The 17049-nt window shown below is 49.2% G+C and carries 10 protein-coding genes, 1 tRNA gene, 2 rRNA genes, 1 other RNA gene and 1 other annotated feature; of the genes, 4 read left to right on the forward strand and 10 right to left on the reverse strand.

Annotated elements, in window-relative coordinates; translation table 11 throughout:
• Nucleotides 1-55: 55 nt before the first annotated feature.
• Nucleotides 56-320, reverse strand: an RNA gene (gene ffs / locus BCOA_RS34620) — signal recognition particle sRNA large type.
• 87 nt (nucleotides 321-407) lie between these two features.
• Nucleotides 408-917, reverse strand: coding sequence for a tRNA adenosine(34) deaminase TadA (gene tadA, locus BCOA_RS23310; RefSeq protein ID WP_014096537.1), 510 nt, complete (start codon nucleotides 915-917; stop codon nucleotides 408-410).
• Nucleotides 918-2241: 1324 nt separating this feature from the next.
• On the opposite strand from tadA, the gene BCOA_RS23320 reads away from it, so the two are divergent.
• From BCOA_RS23320 to BCOA_RS23330, 3 genes are all read left to right on the forward strand, one after another.
• Nucleotides 2242-3531, forward strand: coding sequence for a glycoside hydrolase family 18 protein (locus tag BCOA_RS23320; protein ID WP_014096538.1), 1290 nt, complete (start codon nucleotides 2242-2244; stop codon nucleotides 3529-3531).
• A gap of 333 nt (nucleotides 3532-3864) precedes the next feature.
• Nucleotides 3865-4503, forward strand: coding sequence for a deoxynucleoside kinase (locus BCOA_RS23325; protein ID WP_014096539.1), 639 nt, complete (start codon nucleotides 3865-3867; stop codon nucleotides 4501-4503).
• On the forward strand, nucleotides 4490-5158 hold the full coding sequence (locus BCOA_RS23330) for a deoxynucleoside kinase (protein ID WP_014096540.1): 669 nt from the start codon (nucleotides 4490-4492) through the stop codon (nucleotides 5156-5158). The genes BCOA_RS23325 and BCOA_RS23330 overlap by 14 nt, the downstream gene beginning before the upstream one ends.
• A gap of 151 nt (nucleotides 5159-5309) precedes the next feature.
• Here the strand turns inward: BCOA_RS23330 and BCOA_RS23335 are convergent.
• The 6 genes from BCOA_RS23335 to guaB form a co-directional block, all read right to left on the reverse strand.
• Nucleotides 5310-5399, reverse strand: a tRNA-Ser gene (locus tag BCOA_RS23335).
• Between the two features lie 654 nt (nucleotides 5400-6053).
• Complete coding sequence (gene serS / locus BCOA_RS23340) at nucleotides 6054-7328, reverse strand: serine--tRNA ligase (protein ID WP_014096541.1); 1275 nt, start codon at nucleotides 7326-7328, stop codon at nucleotides 6054-6056.
• Nucleotides 7329-7379: 51 nt separating this feature from the next.
• Nucleotides 7380-7596, reverse strand: a binding site (T-box leader).
• Nucleotides 7597-7647: 51 nt separating this feature from the next.
• Nucleotides 7648-8220: a pyridoxal 5'-phosphate synthase glutaminase subunit PdxT gene (pdxT, locus tag BCOA_RS23345; protein WP_014096542.1), complete on the reverse strand. Its 573-nt coding sequence runs from the start codon at nucleotides 8218-8220 to the stop codon at nucleotides 7648-7650.
• An 11-nt stretch (nucleotides 8221-8231) separates the two neighbouring features.
• The gene (pdxS, locus tag BCOA_RS23350) at nucleotides 8232-9113 is read right to left on the reverse strand and encodes a pyridoxal 5'-phosphate synthase lyase subunit PdxS (RefSeq protein WP_013858035.1); all 882 of its coding nucleotides are present in this window, start codon (nucleotides 9111-9113) and stop codon (nucleotides 8232-8234) included.
• Between the two features lie 143 nt (nucleotides 9114-9256).
• On the reverse strand, nucleotides 9257-10576 hold the full coding sequence (locus tag BCOA_RS23355) for a serine hydrolase (RefSeq protein WP_014096543.1): 1320 nt from the start codon (nucleotides 10574-10576) through the stop codon (nucleotides 9257-9259).
• 246 nt (nucleotides 10577-10822) lie between these two features.
• A complete protein-coding gene (gene guaB / locus BCOA_RS23360) occupies nucleotides 10823-12289 on the reverse strand; it encodes an IMP dehydrogenase (protein ID WP_013858032.1) in 1467 nt (488 codons plus the stop codon).
• A gap of 122 nt (nucleotides 12290-12411) precedes the next feature.
• On the opposite strand from guaB, the gene BCOA_RS23365 reads away from it, so the two are divergent.
• Nucleotides 12412-13338, forward strand: coding sequence for a YaaC family protein (locus BCOA_RS23365; RefSeq protein WP_035183007.1), 927 nt, complete (start codon nucleotides 12412-12414; stop codon nucleotides 13336-13338).
• Nucleotides 13339-13585: 247 nt separating this feature from the next.
• On the opposite strand, the gene rrf is transcribed toward BCOA_RS23365, so the two are convergent.
• Nucleotides 13586-13701 (reverse strand): 5S ribosomal RNA (gene rrf / locus BCOA_RS23370).
• A gap of 408 nt (nucleotides 13702-14109) precedes the next feature.
• Nucleotides 14110-17042 (reverse strand): 23S ribosomal RNA (locus tag BCOA_RS23375).
• Nucleotides 17043-17049 lie beyond the last annotated feature (7 nt).

The following is a 17049-nucleotide window of genomic DNA, read 5'->3' on the forward strand; positions in this document are numbered from 1 at the left end:
TGGAAAAAACCCATCCCGGATCAGGATGAGTTTTGTTTTTTATGTAATGAAACTGCCGCGCACCTTTCTTCGACCGACCCTCATAAGCGTTACTTAAGCAGTTAGCTCGACCCAGGCTGCCCTGCGGCACATGGAATGACCCGCTTAATGCTGCTTCCTTCCGGACCTGACATGGTTCGCGGGGTTCCATTGCGCAGGACCCGGGTGTCAACACCACTTACTTAAGGCTGGCCCTACAAGCAGCCGGCCTCGGAAAGGGATTCAGTCCCGCTAGAGCGGATTGCGGGTACAGGGCACCGCTGCCTCCCCACCTAGCGCGGCAAAATTGATACCAGTTTTAAGCGTTAAAAACTAACGCATAACTAAGTATACATGCCTTTTTAAAAAAAAGCAATCTCTCCCGCCTGTTAATTGGTGGAGCTTTTTCCATCTTCCTCTGCCGCAAGTTTTTCCTTCTTTTTTTTCTCCCTTAAAGACCGGAAGAAGGACCGCAATAATTCTCCGCATTCCGTTTCAAGCACGCCGCTTACGACTTCACTCCGGTGGTTAAAACGGCCGTCCTCAAGCAGGTTCATCAAACTTCCCGCACAGCCCGCCTTCGGATCTTTTGCCCCGTAAACGACCCGCTTGATCCGCGATTGTAAAACGGCACCGCTACACATCGGGCACGGTTCCAGTGTGACATACAGCTCGGCATTTTCAAGGCGCCATGATCCGGTCACTTCACATGCTTTTTCGATGGCCAGAAGTTCCGCATGGGCGGCAGCACGCTGGGTGGTTTCACGCAGATTATGGGCTGCAGCAATCACTTTTTCATCGAGCACAATCACCGCCCCGATTGGCACTTCACGGAGACGCTGTGCTTTTACAGCTTCCTGAATGGCAAGGCGCATATAATATTCATCGCGATTTTCCATCCTAACTCCTCCGAAAGGTATCGTAGCCTTATCGTAACACAGCCTTGAAAAAAATCACACTGGGTTCGGTCATCAGTATGGATTTTCCTGCCGTTTTGCGCTGGCTTTCTTCAGGTAGAAGGCTCCTGTGTTAGGAAACGGAAAAGTTGGATGCTCTTTCGTTACTGAGAGCACTTATATGTTAAGGAACATCACAAAAAACGTTCGCTTCCTTCACTTAGAGGGGCTCTATGTTAAGAAACACTGAAAAACATGCTTGCTTCCTTCATTTAGCGGACGGCTACGTTAAGAAAGATGCACAAATGGGTGCCCTTCCTTTACTTAGAACCCTTCTACGTTAAGAAACACTGCAAAAAATTTCCGCTTCCTTAATCTAGAGCGCCTTTAAGGAGTCGCGAGTGGGTTCGAAATGTCTTTTTGAAGCCGTCAAAAAGACAAAACACGTTGCATCCGGGCTCGAGATGTCTTTTTGAAGCCGTCAAAAGGAAAAAACAAGACGCACCTGGGCTCGAAATGGTCTTTTGAAACCGCCAAAAAGACAAAATATGTTGCATCCGGGTCCGAAATGTCTTTTTGAACCTGTCAAAAGGACAAAACACGTTGCATTCGGGCCCAAAATGTCCTTTTGAAACCGCCAAAAGGACAAAATACGTTGCATCCGGGTCCGAAATGTCTTTTTGAAGCCGTCAAAAAGACAAAACATGCTGTATCCGGGCTCGAAATGTCCTTTTGAACCTGCCAAAAGGACAAAACACGTTGCATCCTGGCCCGAAATGTCCTTTTGAAGCCGTCAAAAGGACAAAACACGTTGCATCCGGGTTCGAAATGTCCTTTTGAAGCCGTCAAAAAGACAAAACATGCCGCACCTGGCCCCAAAATGTCTTTTTGAACCTGTCAAAAAGACAAAACAAGCTGCATCCGGGTCCGAAATGTCTTTTTGAACCTGCCAAAAGGACAAAACAAGCTGTATCCGGGCTCGAAATGTCCCTTTGAACCTGCCAAAAGGAGTCGCGACTGGGTCCAAAATGGTCTTTTTGTTAAGCAACACCACAAAAAATTTCCGCTTCCTTAATCTAGAGCTCCTCTATGTTAAGAAGCGCCACAAAAATCATGCCCTTCCTTTACTTAGAACCCTTCTACGTTAAGCAATACTACAAAAATCATGCCCTTCCTTCATTTAGCAGGCTGCTACGTTAAGAAATGCCGCAAAAATGGTTTGATGAATGATTCCGCAAAAAAAATGCGCACATAAAAAGCGGGCATGTTTTAAAAAAACGGGGCATAAAGATAACAATAGCGATGGCTGACACAAGGGGGGACTCGTTTGCAAATTCATGTTGTCGAAAGAAATGACACGGTCTCAAATCTTGCGCAAAGATACAGTGTTCCGGCTTCAGAAATCATTTCGGCAAATGAACTTCCAAATCCGGATCGGCTTGTCATCGGACAGGCGATTGTCATCCCGATCACCGGGAGGTTTTATTGGGTCCGGCCGGGGGACAGCTTATATTCCATTGCACAGCAAGCAGGGATATCTTACCAGGAGCTTGCCCGCATCAACGGCATTTCTATCCATCAGCAGCTCCGGCCCGGGTTGCGCCTTTATCTGCCGCCTTTTCCGAAAAAAAGAGCAAAATTTAATGCATATGTAGAACCATTCGGGAACACGGTCTCAGCGTCTCTTGAAACAAGTGCGCGAAAAGCAGCCCCGTATTTGACGTATCTTGCCCCGTTTGCATTCCGGGTAAACCGCGATGGCACACTTGTTGCTCCGCCGCTTGGAAATTTGCGGGCGATTGCCGATGTCCAAAACGCCATTTTGATGATGGTGATCTGCAATCAGGAAAACGGCCAGTTCAGCGATGAACTTGGGCGGATCCTTTTGAACGACGAAACCGTCCAGAACCGGTTTTTAAATGAAATTGTTCAAACTGCAAGCCGGCTCGGTTTCCGTGATATTCATTTTGACTTTGAGTATTTGCGCCCGCAGGACAGGGAAGCTTACAACCGGTTTTTAAGAAAAGCAAAAACGCGCTTCAGCCGGGAAGGTTGGCTCATGTCCACCGCGCTCGCCCCGAAAACGAGTGCCACCCAGGCCGGACGCTGGTACGAGGCACACGATTACAGGGCGCACGGCGAAATTGCCGATTTTGTTGTCATTATGACTTACGAATGGGGCTATAGCGGCGGCCCGCCCATGCCGGTATCCCCGATCGGGCCGGTCCGGGATGTGCTTCGCTATGCCATCACAGAAATGCCGCCCAATAAGATTTTGATGGGGCAAAATCTGTATGGCTATGACTGGACATTGCCGTATCAAACCGGCACAACAGCAAGAGCCGTCAGCCCGCAGCAGGCCATCCGGCTCGCGGGTGCGCACAATGTGCCGATCCTGTACAACACAACGTCCCAGGCCCCGCATTTTGACTATACAGATGAAAACAACCGGCGGCACACCGTCTGGTTCGAAGATGCCCGTTCCATCGAGGCAAAATTTAATTTGCTCACTGAACTCGGGTTAAGGGGCATGAGCTACTGGAAACTCGGCCTCTCTTTTCCGCAAAACTGGCTGTTAATCACCGATCGCTTTGATGTCGTCAAACGCCCTTCCTGAAGCAGCGGGTTCCGTTGCTTTTTTCTTTTGCCCCGGAACCGATGCGCACGCGGACATGATTGCGAGGTCCTTTCCCCCGCATTTATGCTAGCGCAACTGAACGGCCGGATGGGAACCTGATCCGATACAAAGACCCAGGGCGCCATTTTTCCAAAAAAATGCAAGTCAAAGCCAACGTTGCGGCTTCAGCAACCTTGTGCGCGTAGGAAATATCCGGAAACAAAACGCCAGGACACATACCGCTTTTATTTCCCGCATGCCAACTGGCGGCGACATGTGCTAAAATAGCAACAGTGTGCATCAATGAACTATCGCTTCAGCGGGAGGGCCGTTATGGAAAGGGTACCGTTTATTGCAATCGAGGGACCGATCGGCGTTGGCAAGACGTCATTGGCAAAAGCCATTTCAGCATACTTTTCATTTGAGCTTTTGAAAGAAATTGTGGATGAAAATCCTTTTCTTGGAAAATTTTATACCAATAAAGAAGAATGGAGCTTCCAAACCGAGATGTTTTTCCTCTGCAACCGCTACAAACAACTGGAAGACCTGAAGCAGCATAGACAGCCTGCTGTTGCAGATTACCATATTTTTAAAAGCCTGATTTTTGCCCGGCGGACGCTAAAAACAGATGAGTTTGAAAAATTTTCAAAAATTTACGACATTTTAACAGCGGATATGCCGCAGCCAAATGTCATCATTTACCTGCATGCAAGCCTGGAAACGCTCCTTAAGAGAATTGAAATAAGAGGACGGGCATTTGAAAAAAATATGCAGGAAACGTATTTGCAAAAACTATCCGCAGACTACGGACGGTTTATGAGCCGCTTCGAAGCCGAACATCCGAATATCCCGGTATTAAAGTTCGACTGTGATACACTTGATTTTATCCGGCATGAACATGACCTGAAATCCATGCTTCAAGAAATCGCGCTAACCTTACAAAAAGGAGTACATACCCATGGAACTTCGTGAGAAATATCAAATTCCGAACCACGCTGTGATCACCATTGCAGGTACCGTCGGCGTCGGAAAATCGACTTTAACCCGTGCGCTCGCGAAGGCGCTCCATTTTCGGGCGTCCTTTGAAAAAGTCGACACCAATCCGTATTTGGAAAAATTTTATAGCGATTTTAAACGGTGGAGTTTCCATCTTCAAATTTATTTTCTGGCGGAAAGGTTCAAGGAGCAAAAAAAAATGTTTGAATACGGCGGCGGGTTTATCCAGGACCGTTCCATTTACGAGGATACCGGCATTTTTGCCCAGATGCATTACGAAAAAGGCAATATGTCTGCCGTTGATTTTGAAACCTATACAAACTTGTTCGATGCCATGGTGATGACGCCGTATTTTCCGCATCCCGACCTGATGATTTATTTGGAAGGTAAACTGGAAAACATTTTGGAACGGATCAAAAAACGCGGCCGGTCGATGGAACAAGATACCCCTGTTGAATACTGGATTGAAATGCAGAGACGGTACGAGCAGTGGATCGACTCTTTCCATGCCTGCCCGGTTCTCAGGCTGAACATTGACGAATACGACCTGTTTGAACATGAAGATGCCGTCGAACCGATTGTCGAGCGGATCGGCTACATGCTCGCACAGGCAGCAGCCGTAAAAAAATAATGGCGGCTAAAAAGCCCGTTACAATCGCGTAACGGGCTTTTTCATGATTTACGGAGAGATCACGGGTATGCAAAAGTATTGTATCTTTTTTACTCTACGAAAAAAGCCCGCAGCTTACGCCTCAGGGGCCCGCGGGCTTTCATTTTTCAAGCGGAGGAAGAGGGATTCGAACCCCCGCGCGGTGTAACCCGCCTGTCGGTTTTCAAGACCGATCCCTTCAGCCAGACTTGGGTATTCCTCCATTTTGACAAAAAAGATTATAACCCACACGATTGAAACAAGTCAAGCACACCAAGTTTGTACTGCAGAAAAGCATCTGAACTTTAGCCAAGGGAAGGCCTAAGCGCATATTTAGATAGGTCTAGCTGAAGCTGAACGAATCGGATTTTGGCAATTTATCCGATTCTCCCAGCAAGCCCGGCTTTAATGGTTGCCACCACCTGCAAAAAGGGGGTGATTTTGTCCTCTTCTCACCGTTGAAACGGCTTTCGAGCGCAAAGATCGGCAAATTCTTTAGAATCCATGCCAATTCTGAGAATCTCGCTTATTCAGCTAGATAGGATTTGCTGAACGAATCCGATTCTGAGTTTGTCTGCAAGTTCTGTCTCAAAATATAGAAGATCCTTTTGCGGAAATGGAAGATTTTATCTTCTCCATACGTTGAATCGAGTTTCGAGTGCAAGCATCTCCCTGGATCTGTTGTAAAATCCTTGCATTTTAATGGTTGTCAAAGCTGTCAGCAGCTTGCCAAATCTAGAATTTTTACCGATTTAGCAACCTCTAGATATAGCCGTGTTTTCGAGTGAAATCCTGCGCACCTAAAAAATGCGGAAGCTTCCGGGAAACATGTTTCAAAAAATCCCCGACTTTTCATGTACAAAGCCGGGGATTTTTTTTACGGTTTGATGATATCGGTACGCATGTACGGGCGGAGCACTTCAGGCACCACCACACTGCCGTCAGCCTGCTGGTAATTTTCAAGGATGGCTGCGACGGTACGCCCGATGGCAAGCCCGGATCCGTTCAGTGTATGGACATGTTCCGGTTTCGCATTGGGTTCCCTGCGGAAGCGGATGTTCGCACGCCTTGCCTGGAAGGCTTCGAAGTTGCTGCACGAAGAAATCTCGCGGTATACGTGCTGGCTTGGCATCCATACTTCAATATCATATTTTTTCGCTGCCGTAAACCCGAGGTCCGCCGTGCACATGCTCATCACATGATAAGGCAGGCCCAGAAGCTGCAGCACTTTTTCCGCATGGCCGGTCAGTTTTTCGAGTTCATTATAGGAATCTTCCGGTTTGACAAATTTCACAAGTTCCACTTTGTTAAACTGGTGCTGGCGGATCAGCCCGCGTGTATCACGCCCGGCAGAACCCGCTTCCGAACGAAAACAGGCACTGAACGCCACATAATTGATCGGCAGGTCGTCGCCGTTTAAAATTTCATCACGGTGATAATTTGTCACCGGCACTTCGGCAGTCGGAATCAGAAAATAGTCTTTTTCATTGACAAGAAAAGCGTCTTCTTCAAATTTCGGCAGCTGCCCCGTTCCTGTCATGCTGGCGCGGTTCACCATATACGGCGGCAATACCTCTTCATAGCCGTGTTCTTCGACGTGCAGATCAAGCATAAAATTATAAAGCGCACGTTCAAGGCGGGCGCCGAGCCCTTTGTAAAAGACGAACCGGCTGCCGGTCACTTTGGCTGCCCTTTCAAAATCAAGGATGCCGAGGTCAGTGGCAATATCCCAATGCGGTTTCGGTTCAAATCCAAATGCCGGCACTTCACCCCATTTCCGGATTTCGACATTGTCCTCTTCGCTATCTCCCACCGGCACACTTTCATGCGGAATGTTCGGGATAGAAAGCATCAGCATTTCAAGTTCTGATTCGACTTGTTTCAACTCGGCATCCAGTGCTTTAATTTTTTCACCGACGCCGCGCATTTCCTCGATCAGCTTTGTTGCATCTTTCTTTTCGCGTTTCAGTGCCGCAACTTGCTGCGTGACTTCATTCCGTTTGTTTTTCAACGCTTCGCTTTCCATGATCAGTTCGCGCCGTCTTTGGTCCAGCCCGCTGAACTTCTCAAAATCGGTCAAATCTTCTCCGCGGTGCTGCATTCGTTCTTTGACTTCATCAAAATGCGCACGCAAAAATTTGATGTCCAACATGCTATCCTTCTCCTTTTATCGAAATTCAAATAAAAAAACTCCCGCCCCGAAAACAGGGACGAGAGTGAACCCGCGTTGCCACCCAAATTGAAAACAAGAGTTTTCCGCTTTGTAAGGATAACGGGTTTTTATCCCGTGGATGCCTACTCGCCCGGCTTTCAGCAACCCGCTCAAGGATGGATTCACAGAAGCTTTCCGCCGGTTTCCACCACCCACCGGCTCTCTTTAGGAAAAGCGTTCTGCTACTGGTTCCTGTCATTGCTTTTTCAGTCTTCACGTACACCTTAATGTACTACAATTTTATCCGTTTTGCAACAGACTATACCGGAATCCGTGCCATACTTAAAAAATATTCGGTCATACGCAGGTCATCCGTTAACTCCGGATGGAAGGAGCAGCCGAGCAAATTTCCTTGGCGAACCGCAACAATCCGCCCGCGGCACTCGGCCAGCACTTCAACATGATCTGAAACGGAGACGATATGGGGCGCGCGAATAAAAACAGCTGGAAAATCTTCCGCGATGCCGTTCACACGGATGGTTTCTTCAAAACTTTCCCGCTGGCGGCCGAAAGAATTGCGCGCCACCGTAATATCCATTGCCCCGATATGTGCATCTTCCTGGCCTTCAATATGCTTTGCAAGCAGGATCAGCCCTGCGCATGTGCCAAAGACTGGCTTGCTTTCGGCAAACTGTCTCAGTTCCGCCATAAAACCGTAGCGGTCAATGAGCCGCCGCATTGCCGTGCTTTCTCCGCCCGGCAGGATGAGCCCGCCGATTTCGTCCAACTGCTCTTTTTTCTTAATGACAACACCTTCCGCCCCGCAGGCTTCCACTGCGCGGATATGTTCCTCCACAGCCCCCTGGAGGCCAAGTACGCCAATTTTTTTCATGCTGATTCTCCTTACCAGCCGCGCTCCTGCATTCTTGCTTCAGCCGGCAATGTTGAAATTTCCAAGCCTTTCATTGCTGTTCCAAGGTCTTTCGACAATTCGGCAATCAGTTTGTAATCTTGGTAATGGGTCGTTGCTTCAACAATCGCTTTCGCAAATTTCGCCGGGTTTTCTGATTTGAAAATCCCCGATCCGACAAAAACGCCGTCCGCACCGAGCTGCATCATCAACGCCGCATCCGCCGGCGTTGCAACACCGCCTGCAGCAAAGTTCACAACCGGCAGCCGGCCTTCTTTTTTAATTTGCAACAGCACTTCATACGGGGCACCGAGCTGTTTAGCTTCCGTCATCAGTTCATCTTCGTTCATGTTGACCACTTTGCGGACCTGCGCATTCACTTTCCGCATATGCCTTACCGCTTCAACGATATTCCCGGTTCCCGGCTCGCCTTTTGTCCTGAGCATCGAGGCGCCTTCTCCGATTCTTCGAGCCGCTTCCCCCAAATCACGGCAGCCGCACACAAACGGCACTGTGAATTCTTTTTTATTGATATGGAACTCATCGTCGGCCGGCGTTAAAACTTCGCTTTCGTCAATATAATCGACGCCCATCGCTTCGAGCACCCGCGCTTCAACAATATGGCCGATCCTTGCTTTTGCCATTACCGGAATGCTGACGGCGTTCATAACTTCTTCCACAATGGAAGGATCCGCCATACGGGCAACCCCTCCGGCTTTCCGGATATCAGACGGAACACGTTCCAATGCCATGACGGCAACAGCGCCTGCTTCTTCAGCGAGTTTTGCCTGCTCGGCATTGACCACGTCCATGATGACGCCGCCCTTTTGCATTTCCGCCATCCCGCGTTTCACTAGATCTGTTCCTGTTTTCATTTTTTGTACGCCCCTTTATAAAATTAAAAATTCTTATTATATGTATAATAATTTAAATTAACACCAAAAACGAATGCTTGTCAAGACACTAATTTTTCCACGTTAAAGTGAAAAACAGGACAAGCGCCCTTGTCCTGTTTTACTTAAAATAATTTGCCGACTGTATGATCCCAAATGCCCCCGAAAAATCCGCCAATTCCGCGCATCATGCGCACAAACCAGTTGGCTTTTTCAATATCAGTTTTGGTGACCAAGGCGGTATGCGCTGTATTCGGGCCGTACAAATAGCCAAGTTCCTGCCCGTCTTTATGCCGGGCATACAATGTGCCAACCTTTGTCCCTTTTTTCACCGGAGCCTTGATTTGCTTCGAATCAAATTTCACAACAGGGGTATACATTTTGCCTTCACCGTTTTTCACAGCCACTTTAAGCGGCGCCTTCGTGACAACGGAAGCCTGTTTTTCTTTGCCGGACTTCACCGTTACCGTCTTTTTCACCTGATAGCCTTTCGGGTAAAGGGTTTTTTCCGTGAAATTACTAAAAGCATAGTCCATTAATTTGTTTGTGACATCAAACCGGGACTTGATGGTGCTGTTCCCGTTCGCATCCTCTGCATGAAGAACAACGGTAATGATGCGCATGCCGTTTTGCTTGGCCGTGCCTGTAAAGCAGTATCCCGCATTGTCGGTGTTCCCGGTTTTCAAGCCGTCAACGCCCTGCCGCCCGTAAACAAGGGACGGAAGCATCCAGTTCCAGTTCTGCATCGCAATTTCATCATCTGTCCCGGCCCGGAATTTCATTTTGGCCGTGCTTGTTGTTTGTAAAATCTCCGGATAGTCGTGGATCAAATGGTAGGCGATTTTTGCAACGGATTTTGCTGAGACAAGGTTTTCTTCCGTCCTGCCTGTTCCTTCCGGCTGCATGCCTTGCAAATCCTCATTGTTCAGCCCGGTTGCGTTCACAAATTTATAATCGGTGAGGCCGAATGCTTTCGCCTGTTTGTTCATCATGTTCAGATAGTTTTTTTCCGTTCCGCCGAGCGTTTCTGCAATCGCAATCGTTGCGCCATTTGCCGAATAGATCGCCATCGCTTGGAAGAGCTCTTTAACCGTGTACTTTTCGCCTTTTCTTAACGGCACGTTTGAAAGTGCCCTGTTTTGGGAAATGCGATACGCATAATCGCTGATTGTCACTTTCTGGTTCCACGAAACCTTTTTCTCATGAATGGCTTTAAGCAACAAGTACTCCGTCATCATTTTGCTCATGGAAGCAATGCCCAGTGCCTGATTGGCATTTTTTTCATACAAAATCTGTCCGTTATCCGCATCGACAATGATGGCTGCTTTTGCATGAATATCCAACTGATCCTGCGCATGGACTGTTTTCGGCACCTGCTGCACAACCCCTGCCGTTAGCAGCAGCGCCAGAAACGCAAACGCCATTTTTTGCAAGCTTTTTTTCACTTTCAACCCTCCATCAAGATATGTATACACTTTGCCTATTTTAACATAGTTCCGGTTGAAAAAGTAGATGCATAGTGTTTGCCGCATTTGTCAACTTTTTCCGAAAATGCAGGGCAGCCGGGGGTACTGAATGGCGGCGATTTTTCCGAGTCCGACAAGCCAGATATAGAGTTGCAAATCTATTAAATGGCAGAAAAAAATGGCAGGAAACCTATGCCTGCCATTTTTTCCCATTCAAAATCGATGTTAAGACAAAGAATAATTCGGAGCTTCTTTTGTAATCTGGATATCATGCGGATGGCTCTCCCGCAGGCCTGCCCCTGTCATGCGGATAAACTGCGCTTCTTCACGCAATGAAATCATATCTTTCGCGCCGCAATAACCCATGCCGGACCGGAGCCCGCCGATTAATTGGTAGATGACATCCTGAAGGCTCCCTTTAAACGGCACGCGTCCTTCGATTCCTTCTGGCACCAGTTTTTTCGCGCCTTCCTGGAAGTAACGATCCCTCGATCCGCTTTCCATTGCGCTGATGGACCCCATGCCGCGGTAAACTTTATATTGCCGCCCTTGATAGATTTCCATTTCGCCTGGGCTTTCCGAGGTCCCTGCAAGCAGGCTGCCGAGCATTACAGCATGTCCACCGGCAGCCAGCGCCTTTACAATATCGCCTGAGAATTTAATGCCACCGTCTGCAATAATCGCTTTTCCGTACTTCCTTGCTTCTGTCGCACAATCATAAACCGCTGTAATTTGCGGTACACCAACCCCGGCAACCACTCTTGTCGTACAGATGGAGCCCGGCCCGATACCGACTTTTACAATATCCGCGCCCGCGTCTATCAGCGCTTTCGTACCTTCTGCCGTCGCAACATTTCCGGCGATAATATTTAAGGAAGGGTAAGATTTGCGGATGTTTGCGACGGTTTCCAGCACCCCTTTTGAGTGGCCGTGCGCCGTATCGATAACAACCGCATCCACTCCCGCTTCAACGAGCAATTCCACCCGTTTCATTACGTCGCTTGTCACGCCGACTGCCGCACCAACAAGAAGGCGGCCCTGGTCATCTTTGGCTGCATTTGGGAACTCAATAACCTTTTCGATATCTTTAATCGTAATAAGCCCTTTTAATACGCCGTTCTCATCGACAAGCGGCAGCTTTTCAATTTTATGCCGGTGCAAAAGCTGTTCCGCCTCTTTCAACGTCGTACCGACAGGCGCCGTCACAAGATTCTCTTTCGTCATCACATCTGAAATCCGGGTGGAGTAATCTTCAATAAAACGCATGTCGCGGTTGGTCAAAATCCCGACCAGTTTCTGCTCGTCACGGTTATTCACGATCGGCACGCCGGAAATCCGGTATTTGCCCATTAAATGTTCCGCTGCAAACACCTGCTCATCAGGTGTTAAGAAAAACGGATTGGTGATAACGCCGTTTTCCGACCGTTTGACACGATCCACCTGCTCCGCCTGTTGTTCAATGCTCATGTTTTTGTGGATAATCCCGAGGCCGCCCTGCCTTGCCATGGCGATCGCCATTTCCGCTTCGGTTACCGTATCCATGCCGGCGCTGATGATCGGAATGTTCAACTTCAAGGTTTCCGTTAGGGCGACACTTGTATCGACATCTTTCGGCAGCACTTCCGACTCTGCCGGAATCAGTAATACATCATCAAACGTAAGACCTTCTTTTACGAACTTCGTTTCCCACATGCAAACCCCTCCTGGATTGATAAAAATATTATTTGTAGGTTATCAATTGGACATAATACTGTCAAGGTCTCCAAAACATATAATACTATTCAGTTAATTCGGAGGGCGAAATATTGTCTTTTATGGACCAATGGGATCACTTGATTTTATTTCAATCCGCAGAATATACGCAGCGCTATTTGAAAGCCCGCTATGAGGCTTCGGATTTTAGCCAAAGCGCCGCCAAAAGCTATGAGAACTGTTATGCTTTTATGTATTATCTCGAACACGGTGAAGCTTATTACCGCCAGGCTGTGCAGGCGCCCGTTTCGATTCAGCCTGTTTTGATTTTTTACGGCTTCATTCATTTATTAAAAGCCTGCCTGCTGTCATGCGACCCGCTATATCCTGAAACCACTTCCGTCCTTGCCCATGGGGTGACATCGCGAAAAAAGAAAAAACAAAACTACCGGTTTGGCGAAGACGAGGTTAAAATTCAAAAAACCGGTTTATGCGGCCATTTCGCCCATAAAATGTTCGGACTCGGCCCGCTCGAAGGCAATAAATACACCATGCAGAGCCTGCTTCGGCAAATCCCAGAACTTGAAACGGCCTTCCCCCGCCGGAAATATTTTTTGCCGGTAGAAGAAAAGAACGGGAAGTACCGGCTTCCTTTTGCGGTCCTTGATGGCTATCATATGACAGCGGGCAGGTTTTCACAATATTTGTCCGAAAAACTTCAGGACAGACTTTTGGAAATGGAAGCGGAAGAAGACGCCTTCTCGTTTTCCGCCCGCGGCTGTCTCCCTCCGCCATTCCGTTATCATTTCTTTACAAATCAAATTTACTTTCCGTATAAATTACAACCGGAAAACGACCTTCCCGATATATTGGTCCATTACCTGCTTTTGTATAATTTGAGCATGATTTCCCGCTACGAAACAGAATGGTGGGCAGAGCTGCTTAAAAACCGGGAAACAATTGACTTTCCGGCCATCCGCCTTTTTCTCCAGACAGCAATCGAAAAAGGCCCGTTCCTCTGCCTACAGTTTCTTAACGGCAGGCAGTAAAACAAGCTATGCAAATGTCAGGGTGAAACCGATGCTTATGGACAAGAGCAAAATGGAACGATTCACCGGCTATCTGTGCTTTTCGGCTGATTTCTGTCATCAAGAAGACCACGAAAGTTAAAAAATCCCTTTCTGTCGCTTCATATAATAACTTTAAGCAAAACGGCCCTGCATTCCGAAAAAAAGCAATGAGCCGAGTACATTAACACGCAAAAACCGCAGACAAATCGTCTGCGGTTTTGATTTGGCCCGGCAACGTCCTACTCTCGCAGGGGGAAACCCCCAACTACCATCGGCGCTGGAAAGCTTAACTTCCGTGTTCGGGATGGGAACGGGTGTGACCTTTCCGCCATCATCACCGGACCTGTATAATTTTTGGGATGTGTTCCCTGAAAACCGAATGGGAGAAAAAACTGTAAACGGAGAATAGCTTTGGTTTCTAACTTTGAGAATTGTCTAGCTCCAGCGCCTTTGGCAAGGCACCTCCGCTTTTCTATTGTCCAGCTCCGGTGCCTAGCCCCTCGAGGTCGAATAACCTGCCCGTCACGGAGCCAAAAGACGGCTCCATGCCGGTCAGAACATTCGCTTGTCGGGGCTAAACAAGGCACCTCCGCTTTTCTGTTGTCCAGCTCCAGCGCCTATCGGCTAGCGTATTTCTACGCTTTCTCCCTACGATAAGTCAACATCGGCTCGATACCTCGCCGTGTTTCCTTTATCTCAGTCGAAAGCTCCGAAATCCGTACGCCGATGACCAAGGCGCTTCCGCTTTTCGTGGTTAAGTCCTCGATCGATTAGTATCCGTCAGCTCCACGCGTCGCCGCGCTTCCACCCCGGACCTATCAACCTGATCATCTTTCAGGGATCTTACCAGTATAAACTGTGGGAAATCTCATCTTGAGGGGGGCTTCATGCTTAGATGCTTTCAGCACTTATCCCTTCCGCACATAGCTACCCAGCGATGCCTTTGGCAAGACAACTGGTACACCAGCGGTGCGTCCATCCCGGTCCTCTCGTACTAAGGACAGCTCCTCTCAAATTTCCTGCGCCCGCGACGGATAGGGACCGAACTGTCTCACGACGTTCTGAACCCAGCTCGCGTACCGCTTTAATGGGCGAACAGCCCAACCCTTGGGACCGACTACAGCCCCAGGATGCGATGAGCCGACATCGAGGTGCCAAACCTCCCCGTCGATGTGGACTCTTGGGGGAGATCAGCCTGTTATCCCCAGGGTAGCTTTTATCCGTTGAGCGATGGCCCTTCCATGCGGAACCACCGGATCACTAAGCCCGACTTTCGTCCCTGCTCGACTTGTAAGTCTCGCAGTCAAGCTCCCTTATGCCTTTACACTCTGCGAATGATTTCCAACCATTCTGAGGGAACCTTTGGGCGCCTCCGTTACCTTTTAGGAGGCGACCGCCCCAGTCAAACTGCCTGCCTGACACTGTCTCCCACCCCGATAAGGGGTGCGGGTTAGAATTTCAATACAGCCAGGGTAGTATCCCACCGATGCCTCCGCCGAAGCTGGCGCTCCGGTTTCCAAGGCTCCTACCTATCCTGTACAAGCTGTACCAAAATTCAATATCAGGCTGCAGTAAAGCTCCATGGGGTCTTTCCGTCCTGTCGCGGGTAACCTGCATCTTCACAGGTACTATAATTTCACCGAGTCTCTCGTTGAGACAGTGCCCAGATCGTTACACCTTTCGTGCGGGTCAGAACTTACCTGACAAGGAATTTCGCTACCTTAGGACCGTTATAGTTACGGCCGCCGTTTACTGGGGCTTCAGTTCAGAGCTTCGCCTGACGGCTAACCCCTCTCCTTAACCTTCCAGCACCGGGCAGGTGTCAGCCCCTATACTTCGCCTTGCGGCTTCGCAGAGACCTGTGTTTTTGCTAAACAGTCGCCTGGGCCTATTCACTGCGGCTTCCCGGGGCATACACCCCAAAAAGCACCCCTTCTCCCGAAGTTACGGGGTCATTTTGCCGAGTTCCTTAACGAGAGTTCTCTCGCTCACCTTAGGATTCTCTCCTCGCCTACCTGTGTCGGTTTGCGGTACGGGCGCCTTTCACCTCACTAGAGGCTTTTCTTGGCAGTGTGGAATCAGGAACTTCGGTACTAAAATTTCCCTCGCCATCACAGCTCCGCCTTGGCGCGAAGGATTTGCCTCCGCACCGGCCTAACTGCTTGGACGCGATCAACCAGTGTCGCGCTTGCCCTATCCTCCTGCGTCCCCCCATCGTTCAAACGGTGAAGAGGCGGTACAGGAATATCAACCTGTTGTCCATCGCCTACGCCTTTCGGCCTCGGCTTAGGCCCCGACTAACCCTGAGCGGACGAGCCTTCCTCAGGAAACCTTAGGCATTCGGTGGAAGGGATTCTCACCCTTCTTTCGCTACTCATACCGGCATTCTCACTTCTAAGCGCTCCACCGGTCCTTCCGGTCCGGCTTCAACGCCCTTAGAACGCTCTCCTACCACGGACACTATACGGTGTCCATCCGCAGCTTCGGTGATACGTTTAGCCCCGGTACATTTTCGGCGCAGCGTCACTCGACCAGTGAGCTATTACGCACTCTTTAAATGATGGCTGCTTCTAAGCCAACATCCTGGTTGTCTAAGCAACGCCACATCCTTTTCCACTTAACGTATACTTTGGGACCTTAGCTGGCGGTCTGGGCTGTTTCCCTTTCGACCATGGATCTTATCACTCACAGTCTGACTCCCAAGCATAAGTTTTTGGCATTCGGAGTTTGTCTGAATTCGGTAACCCGATGAGGGCCCCTCGTCCAAACAGTGCTCTACCTCCAAAACTCTTCGCTTGAGGCTAGCCCTAAAGCTATTTCGGAGAGAACCAGCTATCTCCAAGTTCGATTGGAATTTCTCCGCTACCCACACCTCATCCCCGCACTTTTCAACGTGCGTGGGTTCGGGCCTCCAGCAAGTGTTACCTTGCCTTCACCCTGGACATGGGTAGATCACCTGGTTTCGGGTCTGCGGCCCCATACTCTTTCGCCCTGTTCAGACTCGCTTTCGCTGCGGCTCCGCTTCTTCAGCTTAACCTTGCATGAGACCGTAACTCGCCGGTTCATTCTACAAAAGGCACGCCATCACCCGTTAACGGGCTCTGACTACTTGTAGGCACACGGTTTCAGGATCTCTTTCACTCCCCTCCCGGGGTGCTTTTCACCTTTCCCTCACGGTACTGGTTCACTATCGGTCACTAGGGAGTATTTAGCCTTGGGAGATGGTCCTCCCGGATTCCGGCGGGATTCCTCGTGTCCCGCCGTACTCAGGATCCACTCGGGAGAGAACGAAGTTTCAGTTACAGGGCTTTTACCTTCTCCGGCAGGCCTTTCCAGGCCGCTTCACTTACCCCGTTCTTTTGTAACTCCCATATGAGTGTCCTACAACCCCGGAAGGCAAGCCTTCCGGTTTGGGCTGTTTCCTGTTCGCTCGCCGCTACTTGGGAAATCGCAATTGTTTTCTCTTCCTCCGGGTACTGAGATGTTTCAGTTCCCCGGGTGTGCCCTTCCTGCCCTATGGATTCAGGCAGGAATCCTGTCCGATTAAAGACAGGGGGTTTCCCCATTCGGAAATCTCCGGATCAAAGCTTACGTACAGCTCCCCGGAGCATATCGGTGTTTGTACCGTCCTTCATCGGCTCCTAGTGCCAAGGCATCCGCCGTGCGCCCTTTCTAACTTAACCATAAAAA

The sequence above is a fragment of the Heyndrickxia coagulans 36D1 genome (genome assembly GCF_000169195.2).
GTDB classification, from domain to species: Bacteria; Bacillota; Bacilli; order Bacillales; family Bacillaceae_C; genus Weizmannia; species Weizmannia faecalis.